Here is a 12,993-nt window from a genome sequence, read left to right on the forward strand (position 1 = left end):
CGCCCGCGCCCCCAACGCGAGCTCCACTCGGATCGATCAGCAGAAATCTTCCAGCCCCCCAATCCAGGAGGATCAAATGCCCCAAATCGCCCTTGACAGAAAAAGCCCCATACAAGGGAAGGGTGAGGGGGTGATCGCACTTCACCGGATCACGCGCTAGCGCTTGATCGCCCGCCAGCCGATGTCGCGGCGGCAGAAGCCGCCGGGCCAGTCGATGCGATCGACGGCCGCATAGGCATTGCGCTGCGCCTCGGCCACGTCGGTACCGAGCGCGGTCACACCCAGCACGCGCCCGCCATCGGCCAGGATCCGGCCGCCCACTTCCTTGGTGCCGGCATGGAAGACGATGACGTCGGGCAGCGCTGCCGCGTCATCGAGGCCGCGAATCTCGGTGCCGCGCTGCGGCGCCTCGGGATAGCCCTTGGCCGCCATGACGACGCAGAGTGCGGCCCGGTCATGCCAGCGCAGCTGGAACTGCTTCAGCTCGCCGTCTGCGGCGGCAACCAGCGCCGGCAGCAGATCCGACTGCAGGCGCGGGATCAGCACTTGCGCCTCCGGATCGCCGAAGCGGACGTTGTATTCGATGAGCTTCGGGCCTTGGGCGGTCACCATCACGCCGGCATAGAGCACGCCCTTGAACGGCCGGCCCATCGCCGCCATCGCGCTCACCGTGGGCTTGATGATGCGGGTCATGATCGCCTCCGCCACGCGCTCGCTCACCACCGGCGCCGGCGAATAGCTGCCCATGCCGCCGGTGTTGGGACCGACATCGCCGTCGCCGACGCGCTTGTGGTCCTGGGCGGAGGCCAGCGCCAGCACATTGGTGCCGTCGATGAGCGCATGAAAGCTCGCCTCCTCGCCTTCGAGGAATTCCTCGACCACGAGGCTGGCGCCGGCAGCGCCGAAGCGCTTGGCACCCAGCATGGCGCGGAGCGCGTCGATCGCCTCCTCGACCGTCGCAGCGACGACGACGCCCTTGCCGGCGGTAAGGCCGTCGGCCTTGATCACGATCGGCGCACCCTTTCGTCTCACATAGGCCTCGGCGGCGCCGAGATCGGTGAAGCGCTCATAGGCGGCGGTCGGAATGTCGTTGGCGCGGCAAAGCTCCTTGGTGAAGCTCTTGGAGCCTTCGAGTGCGGCCGCCGCGGCGCTCGGCCCGAAGGTCTTGATGCCCACCGCCGCCATCCGGTCGGCAAGGCCGGCGACCAAGGGCGCCTCGGGGCCGATGACGACGAAGTCGATGTCCCCGGTCTTGGCGAAGGCGACGAGGCCATCGAGATCGCCGACACCGATCGGCACACAGATAGCCTCATTCGCGATCCCGGCATTGCCCGGCGCTGCGTAGAGCCGATCCACCAGAGGCGAGGCTGCGATCGCCCAACACAGCGCATGCTCGCGCGCACCGGAGCCCACCACCAAGACCCGCATTCCTGGCTCCATTTCTTTGTCCCACTCGGCTGGTCTTGTATCATGCTTCCGTCCATGGCCAAGGCACGCAGTCCATCGGCTCAAGCGCTCCCGCTGGCGCCCGGCAATTTGCCGGAATTCACCGTGGGCGAACTCTCGGTCGCCTTGAAGCGCACCGTCGAGGGCGCCTTCGAGCGGGTCAGGGTCAGGGGCGAGCTGTCCGGCAGCAAGCGCCACGTCTCCGGGCATTTCTACTGCCGGCTCAAGGATGCGGATGCGGTCCTGGAGGCGGTCGCCTGGCGGGGCGTGTTCTCCCGCCTCGGGCTCAATCCCGAGGACGGCATGGAGGTGGTGGCCACCGGCAAGATCACCACATATCCCGGCCGCTCCCAGTATCAGCTGGTGATCGAATCGATGGAGCTGGCGGGCGAAGGCGCCTTGCTCAAGCTCATCGAGGAGCGCCGCAAGCGGCTTGCCGCCGAAGGCCTGTTCGATGCGGCGCGGAAGAAGCCCTTGCCGCTGCTGCCCGCCGTCATCGGCGTGGTGACCTCGCCCACCGGGGCGGTCATCCGCGACATTCTGCACCGGCTGGCGGAGCGCTTTCCCCGCCATGTGCTGGTCTGGCCGGTGGCGGTCCAGGGCGAAGGGGCCGCCGAGCAGATCGCCCTGGCAATCGAAGGTTTCAACCGGCTTACCCCCGGGGGCGCGGTGCCGCGGCCCGAGCTCATCATCGTGGCGCGCGGCGGCGGCAGCCTCGAGGATCTGATGGCCTTCAACGAGGAGCGGGTGGTGCGCGCCGCCGCCCTCTCGGCGATCCCGCTCATCTCCGGCGTCGGCCACGAGACCGATACGACCTTGATCGACTGGGCCGCCGACCTCCGGGCGCCGACGCCGACCGCCGCAGCCGAGCGCGCCGTGCCGGTCAAGGCCGAGCTCTTGGCCCGCATCCTGGAGATGGGCAGCCGGGCGGCGGCGGCGAGCCAACGCCTGATCGGCGAGCAGCGGATCCATCTGACCGGGCTGGCGCGCGGGCTGGGCGACCCGGTCGCCCTCATCCAAACCGCCATGCAGCGCCTCGATGACCGCGCCGAGCGCCTGGCCAATGCGCTGCCGAACTACGTGCGCGACCGCCGGGCGCGGCTCGACGGCGCCGCCTCCAAGCTCGGCGATCCGCGCCAGCTCATGGCGGCGGCGAAGGCCGCGGTCGAGCTCGTGGTCCACCGGCTGTCCGCCGCCTCGCACCGGTTCCTCATTGAGCGCCGGCACGGATTCGAGCGCTCCGCCCAGCGCCTCCGGCCACAGCCGATCCTGCTGAGCGTGCGGAACGGCCGGGAGCGCATCGGCGATCTGGCCCCGCGGCTGACACAGGGTGCCCGACGCGAGCTTGGTACCTTAGAGACGCGGCTCTCCGGCCTGGTTGCCCTGCTGCAGAGCTTCTCCTATGAGCGGGTGCTGGAACGCGGCTTTGCGCTGGTGCGCGATGCTGCGGGATCGCCGGTGACCTCCGCCAAGGCCTTGAAGCCCATGGACCCGCTCACGCTGCGCTTCGCCGACGGCGAAGCCGGGGTCACCGTCAGCGGCACCGCCAAATCGCCGCGCGGGCGGGGGTCCAGACGCGACGGCGGCGACCAGGGCTCGCTCTTGTGAGAGCGCTGGCGTTCATCCTGCTGGCGCTCGGCCTCGCGACCGCGCCGGCAGCCGCGCTCACGCTCGAGGGCAAGCTCACCCAAGGCTCTCTCGTCGAAGGCTTGGCCGCGCCGGGGGCTGCTGTCAGCCTCGACGGCAAGCCGGCCCATGTCGGCCCGGACGGCGCCTTCCTTCTCGCCTTCGGCCACGATGCGGCGGAGGAGGCGCGACTCGAGGTCGCCTATGCCGACGGCAAGACCGAGACGCACCTCCTCCAGATCCAGCGCCGGGAATGGGACATCCAGCGCATCGAGGGCTTGCCCGAGCGCATGGTGACGCCGAAGCCCGAGGACATCGCCCGTATCCGCGACGACAACCGGCAGATCGCCGAAGTGCGCGCCCTCGACTCGCCCGAGCCCTGGTACCGGCGCGGCTTCGCCTGGCCGGTGATCGGCCGGATCTCCAGCGTGTTCGGCAGCCAGCGCGTGCTCAACGGCCAGCCGCGCGCCTGGCACAATGGCGTCGACATCGCCGCCCCGGTCGGCATGCAGATCAAGGCCCCGGCCGACGGTGTGGTCCGCCTGGTGCATCCCGATATGTTCTTCACCGGCATCACCATGATGATCGACCATGGCTACGGGCTCTCCACCGTCTATGCGCATATGTCGCGGGCCGATGTGATGGTGGGCCAGAGCGTCAAGCGGGGCGATCCCCTCGGCGCCGTCGGCCAGTCCGGCCGCGCCACCGGCCCGCATCTCCACTGGGGCATGAGCCTCTTCACTGTCCACGTCGACCCGGCCCTGCTCTTGCCGCCGATGCCGCCGGTTGGGGAGAACTAGACGGCGAAATGGTACTTGATACGTACTGCGTATCGGACAACAATACGATGAACTCGTGATCCGCTCGTTTCGATGCAAGGACACCGCGCGCGTTTGGCAAGGACGGTCTAACCGTAAGTTTCCGGCGGATCTTCAAGATCGCGCGCTGCGCAAGCTGCGGCAGCTCGATGCCGCGCATAGGTTGGACGACCTCCGAAATCCGCCGGGCAATCGCCTGGAGGCTCTTCAGGGTTCGCGCAAGGGACAAATGAGTATCCGCATCATTGATCAGTGGCGCATTTGCTTTATCTGGGATGAAGGGGACGCCGATGGCGTCGAGATCGTGGACTATCATTGACAATCGACATGCTTTGGAGATTCGGCGATGGCGCTGCTTCGCAATCCTCACCCGGGCGACATACTGAGGCACGAGTTCTTGGACGAGATCGGGGTGAGCCAAAACCGACTCGCGAGTGCGATCGGGGTGCCGCCCAATCGCATTCACTCGATCATCAAGGGCGCGCGCACCGTTACGGCCGACACGGATTTGCGGCTGTGCAAATTCTTTGGTCTCTCCGAGGGCTATTTCCTCAGGCTGCAGAATGCGTTCGATACCCTGGAGGCGAAGCGCCGGATTGAGGCCGAAATTGCCCGCATCAAGCCCTACAAGCGGAACCGCGCGGCATAGCTGCAAAGCCACGCTCGTTCGCCGAGAGCATTCCCTGGATTCGCGTCAGCGCGACTGCTCCGTGTCTTCACCGTCGCTCAACCGGGCAATGGCAGACGCATCGAGGCGGTAATAGATTTTGTCCTCGACGATGCGGGCACCCAGCGCCCGGTAGACGGCCTGCGCTTGGGTATTGTCCTGCTCGGCCGTCCAATCAATGCGAACGCAGCCAAGCTCCTTCGCATTTCGCGCCAGGCCGCGCAGCAACGCCTTGGCGACACCGCGGCCGCGCGCCGCGGCGGCGGTGTAGAGATCTTTCATGTAGAGCTGCGGCTCCATGCCGAGCCCGGGAAAAAGCACGACGTAGGAGGCAAATCCCAGGAGGTCGTCATCCTCGACCGCCAGCAAGAAGTCGCCCCTTGCGAGCTGGGCTGCAATCGCCCGTGAGATATCCCTCTTGCTCGGCACGTGCATGTCGTAGTGCTGGAGAAGCTCCGCCACGAGCGTGGCGAGCACTGGGATGTCGGAAACAGTAGCCAATCGCACCGCGGCCATCGGTTGAGCTTAGGGCTGCCCCCTCAGGTCGTCCACCGGCCGCGGCGCGCGCAACGGCGTGGCGATGAGGCGCTTCAGCTCCTCGGTGCCACCGAAGCCGCCAACCCCGTCGGACCATCGGCCTAGCGGCAGGAAGGGGCTCTTGCCCGTCGATTTTTATGTAACATAACAGTTTTCTATGTTGTATAAATAACCATGGTGAAGCGTCCCCCGAATCCCGCACCGAGGCTGCAGCCGGTCCAACCCGGACCGTGGCGCAGCTGGTCGTCGGCCGCGGGCATGGCGGCCTTGCAAAGGCTGCTGGCCGAGGGCGAGAGCCCGTTCGGCAAGGCTTTTCTCGAAACCTTCGCCGCCGGGCTCGGCAACGCGAATACGCGCTCGGCCTACGAGGCGGCCCTCCGCCGCTTCACCGCTTGGTGCAGGGCGAAGCACATCGACGACCCGGCGCTGATCGGCTCCGAGCACGCCCGGATCTACTTCGAAGCGCTCTGCCGCGAGGTCAAGCCGGCGACGGCGCGCCAGCACGCGGCGGCGCTGCACGGGGCGTTCGGATGGCTGGTCGCGGCGAACGCGCTCAAATACGACCCCACCCGGACCATCCGCGGGCCCCGCCGCGCGCCCTCCCCGGCGCGGCGGCCGGCGCTCTCGGCGGCGGAGACCCGGCAGCTTCTCCAATCCATCGACACCACCACGCGCATCGGGCTCCGAGACCGGGCGCTCATCGCGCTCCTTGTCTATGGCTGTGCCCGCATCGGCGCCGTGATCGCCATGCGCATCGAGGACTACTATCTCCTCGGCAAGCGGCGCTGGCTCCGGTTGCACGAGAAGGGCGGAAGGCTGCATGAGCTGCCGGCGCACCCGAGGCTGGCGCAGTATCTCGATGCCTACATCGCCGGGCTCGGGCCCGTCGATGCGCGCCGGCGCTGGCTGTTTCCCTCGCTGCGCGGCCGCGCCGGCCGACCGGCCGAGCGGGCGATGACCAGGATCGATGCCTACCGGATGATCCGGCGCCGGGCGGCCGAAGCCGGCATCGAGGCCCGGATCGGTTGCCACAGCTTTCGCGCAACCGGGCTCACGGCGTTTTTTGCCAATGGCGGTACGGCTTCCCAGGCCCAGGCCATCGCCGCCCACGCTTCGGCCAAATCGACCTTGGCCTATGACCAGACCCGGCCGCCGGTCACCCTAGAGGAGATCGAACGCATTGCGCTCTGATCCGGAGAAGCCGGCGCGCCGCCGCGCCCAAACGCGCAAGCGCACCACCATCAGCCTGAAGCAGGCAAGGCGCCTCTATGCGGAGGAGCTCCGCCATTGCGCGCCGGCCCATTCAAGGCTGGTCGTCGATGCGTTCGCCACGGTGCCGCGCGAACGGTTTCTAGGCCCCGGACCTTGGACGATCCTGCCGGCGATGCGGCCCGACCAGGCGTTCACCACGCCCGATGCCGATCCCAGGCGCCTCTATCACAATGTGCTGGTGCCGATCGACGAAAGCCGGCGGCTCAACAATGGCGAGCCGGCGCTGTGGGCGTTCCTGATGGATCAGCTCCGCCTCGGGCGCGGCCAGCATGTGGTGCATATCGGCGCCGGCACCGGCTATTACAGCGCGATCCTCTCCGAGATCGTCGGGCGCCACGGACGGGTGACCGCGATCGAGGTCGACCCGGAGCTCTCACTTCGTGCGCGGCGCAATCTCAGGAAATGGCCGCAGGCCCGGGTCATCGCCGAGAACGGCTTCACCTTCACCCCCGAAGCGGCGGACGTCGTCGTCGTCAACGCCGGCGTGACCGAGATCGCCCTCCCCTGGCTGGATGCGCTCGAGGTAAGCGGCAAGCTGCTGGTGCCGCTGACCGTCGAGGATCTGCCCCGTGGCTGGGGCCCGCGCGGTTCGGGCCGCAACGGGTTCGGCGCCTATCTCCTGATCGAGCCCAAGGGTTCGCGCTACGCCGTGCGCTTCGTCAGCCGGGTCGGCATCTTCCCCTGCATCGGCGGTCGCGATGAGAGATCCGCGGAGAAGCTGAGGGGCGCGCTGCGATTTTCGGATTTCACCGCCATCAGCTCGCTGCGCCGGCCCCCGGAAAAACCCGACGACACCCTCTGGCTCCGAGGCACCGGCTATTGGTTCTCGACCGCGCCGGTCGCGGTGGAACCGCCGCCGCGCAAACGCAGGCGCCAGAACTAAATAGCCCAGCCCGCGGCATCACCGGAGATACAGATGCGCGCGACGATAAGAGATACGATTATCTATTTCGACGTCGAGGGGATGGGCCTCGTGCCCGATGGCGCCATGATGCGCGAGAGGCCGGTCGCGATGGTGGTACATGGCGGGCCTGGAAGCGATCATAGCGGCTTCAAGCCGGCATACTCTCCGCTCGCGACCAGGATGCAGCTCATCTACTTCGACCACCGCGGGCATGGCCGTTCCGCACGTGGAGACGCCGCCAAGTACACTCTGGACGAGAGCGTCGAGGACATGGAGGCGCTGCGGCGCCATCTCGGGACCGGGCCGATCGTTTCGATCGGGACGAGTTACGGTGGCATGGTCGCCATGGCGCACGCGGCGCGATATCCCGCCGGCGTCTCGCATCTGATCCTTATTGTAACCGCGGCCCATAACGGCTTCATCACGCGTGCTAAACAATACCTGCGCAAGTGCGGCACGCCCGAGCAGCAGGCGGCTTTCGAGAAGCTCTCTACGGGTGCTCTTACCACGATCGAAGCCATGCGCCGCTATTACGCGGTCACGGGTCCGCTTTACTCGGTCCGATACGACGCCGAGGCGCCAGAGTCGTCACACGAGCGCTCGATACCTTCGCCCGAGGCGCAAAACCGCGGGTGGTCGCCCGGTGGGTTCCTACACAGCTTCGATCTGCGGCCGGAGCTGAAGAACATTGCCTCCCCGACACTGATTCTCGCTGGCCGGCACGACTGGATCTGTCCACCCGAATTCTCCGAGGAGATCCACCGCCTCATTCCCGGTTCGGACCTCCGCATCTTCGAGAAGAGCAGCCACCAAATCCGAGTCGACGAACCGGAAGCCTTGATTGACGCGATTGCGGGTTTCATCGCTCACGACGCCTGCCGAACGGCCGGCTAGCGCCGCCGCCGATACTCACCCGCGCCTGATGTTCCAGAACACCGTTGCGCGCTGGACGAGGCCGCTGAGATCGGCGCGATGGGCGGTGGGCTGGATCATCTGGCCCAAGGGGATATAGGGCACCTCCTGGAAGGCCTGCTGCTGGATGGCTTCGGCGATCTTCCGCTGCTGCGCGGCCTCGTTGCTGCGCAGCCAGGCCTCGCGCAGCTCCTCGATGCGTGGGCTCGTGGGCCAGCCCGGTGCGGCCATCTTGCCGCTGCCGCGCAGAAACGCGTGGACGGCGGGGTTGGCCTGGTCGGCGCCGGGCCAATTCGTCTGGAAGACGCTCCAGCCGCCCTTGTCCAACCCATCGGTCTTGCTCCGGCGCTGCACCAAGGTACCCCAGTCCATCACCTGGTAGTCGAGGTTGAGGCCGAGCCGCCGGTAGAGATCGGCGGTGACGTCGGCGAAGATCTTCGCATAAGGCACGTCCGCCGGGCCCAGCAGCACCACCTTCTCGCCCTTGTAGCCGGCCTCTTCCAAGGCGCGCTTGGCGGCGTCCACGCTGCGCGGTCCGGTGAGCGCCTCCATGCCCGCCCCGTTCGCCATCGGCATGCCCGGACAGAAATAGCCGACGCCATCCTGCCAGCGCGAGCGGTCATCGCCGTTCATGGCGATCATGTAGTCGGACTGGACGATGGCCGGAAACAGCGCGCGGCGGATCTCCGCCTTGTCGAAGGGCGGCTGCAATTGGTTGAACCGCATGCACGAGATCGATCCCGCCGGCAAATGCACGGTGACCACCAGATCCTTGCGGGCCCGGAGCGTTTCCAGCAGATCGGCATTGGGCGTCAACACCCAGTCGACCTCGCCACGCTGGAGGGCGGCCGCCGCCGTCGTCGCATCCGGCAGAATCCACCATTCCACCCGGTCGAAATGGGCGATCTTCGGCCCGGCGGTGCCCGAGACCGAACCGCCGGATCGCGGCACATAGGCAGGGTTGCGCTCATAGACGACGCGGGCGCCGGGATTGCGCTCCGCGGCCCGGTAGATATAGGGACCGCTGCCGATCGTCGCCGTCACTTGGCTGAAGGGATCGCTCGAGGCGAAGCGTTCCGGCATCATCGCGCAGACATTCGCCGAGGACTTGCCCAGGGCATCGGCGACCGGGAACGCATATTTAAGGCGAATGCGGATCGTGCGGTCGTCGAGGGCGGCGATCTCCTCGGCGGCGGCCAGGAACGCCTGGCCGAAGCTATCGCGCGCCGCCCATCGGCGGATGCTGGCAACACAGTCGCGGGCCAGCACGCGTTCGCCATCATGCCATTTGAGCCCGTCGCGCAAGGTGAGCCGCCAGAGCGTGCCCTCGGCCTCGACCACATGGCCTTCCAGCATCTGCGGCTGCACCTGGTAGCGCGCATCCATGCCCCAAAGCATGTCGTAGACCAGATGGGCATGATCGGTGCTCTGGGACGCGGTCGTCCAAATCGGATCGAAAACGGCGAGATCCGCCGCCGGCACGAAGCGGATGACGCGGCTGGATTCGGCCCGCGCGATGGCGGGGAGCGCCAGCGCGGCCGCACTTGCCTTGAGGAAGCTGCGACGATGCATCATGGTGTCCTCCCGATTCGAGACAACCCCCAGGCGGACTCGAATGGCGCCCTGAGAGAGTAGACCCTCTGAGATTAGACGGGGCGGCCCCAGTACCTGATCGCGTTGCCTAAAGGGATTTGTACCGACTTTCTACGAAAGTCGGTACCAGGGCGGCAATGTCGGCCCGCTGGTGTGACTTTCCTGCACGCATCGCCTCACTTTCGAGCGCCTGTCCGGCGAAACTCTTTGCCGGCGTTCGCCGCATCGATTATGGTGCCGGCATGCGTTACGCTACGAAGCAACAGGTCATGTGCATTCTCTCGACCCACACCGGTGGGCCGTCGGAGGTCATGGCGCGCTGAGTTTCGCGACGTAACCCGAGACACCAAGGCCCCGCCGGACACCGTCGGGGCCTTTTTCATGGGCCTCGGCGGGACGCTCCGGCGACAACGGAGATCGCCATGGCCGGGGACGAGAGAGCGAATGCGGCAATCGCCGAAAATCCGTCCGGCGCGGAACGAACCCCTGCGCCGAGCGTGCGGGTGCGCCCGGAAGGCACGCATCTCTGGGATCAGCTCCGCGCCCGCTGGGGTGCGGCCGAGCGGCTGAGCGAGGCGCCGCCGCCCCGCGATGAGGAGTGAGCCATGCCCGCGCTCCGCCTCGATAAGCTCGCCAAGACCTTCCATAGGAGATCCCGGCCGGCCGGCGGGCTCGGCCGTCTGAGCCAGCTCTTCCGGCCGTCGCGGCCGATCGAGGTGCCGGCGGTCATCGGCGTCAGCTTCGCGGTCGAGGCGGGCGAGCGCGTGGCCTTCATCGGCCCGAACGGCGCCGGCAAGTCGACGACCCTCAAGATGCTGACGGGCATGCTGACGCCGAGCGCCGGCCATGCCGAGGTGGCGGGGCTCGTCCCCTGGCAGGCGCGGCGGCGGCTCGCATCGCGCATCGGCATCGTCTTCGGCCAGCGCTCGCAGCTCTGGCCGCAGTTGCCGGTCGCCGACAGCTTCTGGCTGCTCGCCCGCATCTACGGTGTGAGCCGGGCGGCGTTTCTCACCCAGAAGGCGCGCCTGACCCACGCCTTCGCCATCGGCGACTTCATGGACCGGCCGGCTTCCCAGCTCTCCCTAGGCCAGCGCATGCGCTGCGAGATCGCCGCCGCCTTGCTGCACGGGCCGGGGATTCTGTTCCTGGACGAGCCGACCATCGGTCTCGACGTGACCGCCAAGGCGGCGCTGCGCGATCACTTGAACGAGCTCTCCCGCGCCGATGCCACGACCGTGCTCTTGACCTCGCACGACACCGGCGACATCGAGAAGATCTGCGAGCGGGTCATCGTCATCGACCACGGCCGGCTGATCATGGATGTGAGCCTGGACAAGCTGAGACGCGACTATCTCGGCCGCCGCATGGTGACGCTGACCACCGCCGAGGAAGAGCCGCTTCTGGCGCTCGACGGCGTCGAGGTGGCGGCGAGGGCGCCTTACCGGCTCAGCCTTGCCGTCGACACCGCCCGGATGCCGATCCAGAAGGTCGTGGCGGAGGCGATGGAGCGTCTCACCATCCAGGATTTGATGATCGAGAACCCGCCCTTGGAGGACGTCATCAAGGCGATCTACCGCGGCGACCGGCGCGAGCCCGCCGAATGGGGCGCTTCGTGACTGCCGCACAGCAGGCCAAGGCCATGCTGGCGCTGTTCGCCATGGGCTGGCAGCGCGCCGGCATCGAGCGCGCGGCACTCCTCGGCCGCGCACTCCTCTACGGCCTGGTGCTGCTGATCTTCCAGGGCATCTGGCAATCGACCCCCCTGGCCGAGCTCGCCGGACCCGGCTACGACACCGAAGGGCTGATCTGGTACGTCGCGGTCACCGAGTGGATCGTCTTCGCCACGGCCTATCCCTACCGCGAGGTCGAGGCCGATATCAGAGGCGGCCGCATCGCCCAGCTGGCCTCGCGTCCGGTGCCCTACCTCGCCGCCGTTGCGGCCGAGTGGGCCGGCGCCAGCGGGTTCCGGCTCTTGGCGCTTGGCGGCTTCGGCTTCGCGGCGACGATCCTCATGACCGGCACGGTCCCGATCGCCTGGTCCGCCGGCCCCGGCCTCCTCCTGAGCGCGCTCCTGGCCATGGCGCTCGCCTTCCTCCTGCAATTCGCCATCGGGCTGGTCGCGGTCTGGATGGGCACCGCCGCACCGGTCTACTGGATCGCGCAGAAGCTGTTCTTCGTCATGGGCGGCCTGCTGCTGCCGCTCTCGATCTATCCAAGCACGCTCGGCGCCATCGCCGAGGCGAGCCCGTTTGCGGCCATGCTCTACGCCCCCGCCTCGCTCCTGCTCGACGCCGGCAGCGCCGGGCTCGGCCAGGTTCTCCTCGGGCAAGGCATCTGGCTGGCGCTGCTGGCGGCGGGCGCGCTCGCCATCGAGCACAGGGCGATCCGCCGCATCACCCGAGAGGGGATCTGAGCCGCCATGGGATCCTTTTCCTACCTCGCGACCTTGCTCCGCCTCAATGTGAAGAGCGGGCTCAGGCCCTTTCTCCCCTCGGCGATCGCGGCCACCCTCATGTGCGCCAACAACCTCGTCTTCTTCATCATCTGGCTCATCTACTTCCAGCGCTTCTCCAGCCTCAAGGGCTGGGGACTGGAAGACGTGGCGCTGCTCTTCGGCATCGCCGCCTGGAGCTTCGGGCTGACCGTGCTCGTCGCCGGCGGGGTGCGCGACATCACCCGCAGCATCGTCGACGGCAGCCTCGATGTGCATCTGGGCCGGCCGCGCCATCCCTTGCCGAGCCTCATCTTCGGCCGCTCCATTGCCGCCGGCTTCGGCGATTTGGCGAGTGCGGTGGTGCTGTGGCTGGGATACGCCGGCAAGGATCTTCTCGATCTGCCGTTCATCCTCCTCGTCGCCAGTGCGGCCGCGGTCATCGTGGTGGCGACCGCGACGCTCGTCAGCCTCACCGTGTTCTGGCTGCCGAACACGGTGCAGCTGGTCGAGGATGTGTATTTCATGCTGCTGATGGCCGCGGTCTATCCCCAGCACGTATTCGGCCCCTTCCTCAGGCTCCTCTTGTTCACGCTGCTGCCCGCCGCCTTCATCGGCCTGGTGCCGGTCGAGACGATCCGCGAGACCAGCCTCGAGAAGCTGGCGGTGCTGCTCGGCGCGGCGCTCGTCTATGCGTCCCTCGCCGTGCTTGTCTTCGAGCGGGGGCTCAAGCGCTACACCTCGGGCAGCAGCCTGAGCGCGCCCTAGAGAAGCATTGCCGATGCAC

Annotated in this window: 14 protein-coding genes; 11 read left to right on the forward strand and 3 right to left on the reverse strand. The window is 67.6% G+C overall.

Features of this window, described 5'->3' with window-relative positions:
* Positions 1–156 precede the first annotated feature (156 nt).
* Positions 157–1,428: a phosphoribosylamine--glycine ligase gene (gene purD / locus HY058_07005; GenBank protein MBI3497034.1), complete on the reverse strand. Its 1,272-nt coding sequence runs from the start codon at positions 1,426–1,428 to the stop codon at positions 157–159.
* Positions 1,429–1,482: 54 nt separating this feature from the next.
* Here purD and HY058_07010 point away from each other — a divergent pair, with 54 nt between their 5' ends.
* The 4 genes from HY058_07010 to HY058_07025 are packed head-to-tail and all read left to right on the forward strand — an operon-like array spanning position 1,483 to position 4,539.
* On the forward strand, positions 1,483–3,054 hold the full coding sequence (locus HY058_07010) for an exodeoxyribonuclease VII large subunit (protein MBI3497035.1): 1,572 nt from the start codon (positions 1,483–1,485) through the stop codon (positions 3,052–3,054).
* Positions 3,051–3,872: a M23 family metallopeptidase gene (locus HY058_07015; GenBank protein MBI3497036.1), complete on the forward strand. Its 822-nt coding sequence runs from the start codon at positions 3,051–3,053 to the stop codon at positions 3,870–3,872. Before HY058_07010 ends, HY058_07015 begins: the two co-directional genes overlap by 4 nt.
* Before the next feature lie 55 nt (positions 3,873–3,927).
* The gene (locus tag HY058_07020; GenBank protein ID MBI3497037.1) at positions 3,928–4,209 is read left to right on the forward strand and encodes a type II toxin-antitoxin system RelE/ParE family toxin; all 282 of its coding nucleotides are present in this window, start codon (positions 3,928–3,930) and stop codon (positions 4,207–4,209) included.
* A gap of 27 nt (positions 4,210–4,236) precedes the next feature.
* Positions 4,237–4,539, forward strand: a complete 303-nt coding sequence (locus tag HY058_07025) for a HigA family addiction module antidote protein (protein ID MBI3497038.1) — start codon at positions 4,237–4,239, stop codon at positions 4,537–4,539.
* 45 nt (positions 4,540–4,584) lie between these two features.
* Here HY058_07025 and HY058_07030 read toward each other — a convergent pair whose 3' ends face one another.
* Complete coding sequence (locus HY058_07030; GenBank protein ID MBI3497039.1) at positions 4,585–5,073, reverse strand: GNAT family N-acetyltransferase; 489 nt, start codon at positions 5,071–5,073, stop codon at positions 4,585–4,587.
* 195 nt (positions 5,074–5,268) lie between these two features.
* Between HY058_07030 and HY058_07035 the strand changes: the two genes are divergently transcribed.
* Genes HY058_07035 through HY058_07045 form a run of 3 tightly spaced genes read left to right on the forward strand, consistent with a single transcriptional unit; the run spans position 5,269 to position 8,164 of the window.
* Positions 5,269–6,285: a tyrosine-type recombinase/integrase gene (locus HY058_07035; GenBank protein ID MBI3497040.1), complete on the forward strand. Its 1,017-nt coding sequence runs from the start codon at positions 5,269–5,271 to the stop codon at positions 6,283–6,285.
* Complete coding sequence (locus HY058_07040; protein MBI3497041.1) at positions 6,275–7,249, forward strand: protein-L-isoaspartate(D-aspartate) O-methyltransferase; 975 nt, start codon at positions 6,275–6,277, stop codon at positions 7,247–7,249. Before HY058_07035 ends, HY058_07040 begins: the two co-directional genes overlap by 11 nt.
* Before the next feature lie 33 nt (positions 7,250–7,282).
* Positions 7,283–8,164: an alpha/beta fold hydrolase gene (locus HY058_07045; protein ID MBI3497042.1), complete on the forward strand. Its 882-nt coding sequence runs from the start codon at positions 7,283–7,285 to the stop codon at positions 8,162–8,164.
* Between the two features lie 15 nt (positions 8,165–8,179).
* Here the strand turns inward: HY058_07045 and HY058_07050 are convergent, their stop codons facing one another.
* Positions 8,180–9,757 carry an ABC transporter substrate-binding protein gene (locus HY058_07050; GenBank protein MBI3497043.1) on the reverse strand — a complete coding sequence of 526 codons (1,578 nt, stop codon included), beginning with the start codon at positions 9,755–9,757 and terminating at the stop codon, positions 8,180–8,182.
* A gap of 440 nt (positions 9,758–10,197) precedes the next feature.
* Here HY058_07050 and HY058_07055 point away from each other — a divergent pair, with 440 nt between their 5' ends.
* The 4 genes from HY058_07055 to HY058_07070 are packed head-to-tail and all read left to right on the forward strand — an operon-like array spanning position 10,198 to position 12,974.
* The gene (locus HY058_07055; GenBank protein ID MBI3497044.1) at positions 10,198–10,377 is read left to right on the forward strand and encodes a hypothetical protein; all 180 of its coding nucleotides are present in this window, start codon (positions 10,198–10,200) and stop codon (positions 10,375–10,377) included.
* Between the two features lie 3 nt (positions 10,378–10,380).
* Positions 10,381–11,391, forward strand: a complete 1,011-nt coding sequence (locus tag HY058_07060) for an ATP-binding cassette domain-containing protein (protein MBI3497045.1) — start codon at positions 10,381–10,383, stop codon at positions 11,389–11,391.
* A complete protein-coding gene (locus HY058_07065) occupies positions 11,388–12,188 on the forward strand; it encodes a hypothetical protein (GenBank protein MBI3497046.1) in 801 nt (266 codons plus the stop codon). The genes HY058_07060 and HY058_07065 overlap by 4 nt, the downstream gene beginning before the upstream one ends.
* Before the next feature lie 6 nt (positions 12,189–12,194).
* The gene (locus tag HY058_07070; protein MBI3497047.1) at positions 12,195–12,974 is read left to right on the forward strand and encodes an ABC-2 family transporter protein; all 780 of its coding nucleotides are present in this window, start codon (positions 12,195–12,197) and stop codon (positions 12,972–12,974) included.
* The last annotated feature ends 19 nt before the right edge of the window (positions 12,975–12,993 follow it).

Source organism: Pseudomonadota bacterium, assembly GCA_016195085.1.
Taxonomy (GTDB): domain Bacteria; phylum Pseudomonadota; class Alphaproteobacteria; order SHVZ01; family SHVZ01; genus JACQAG01.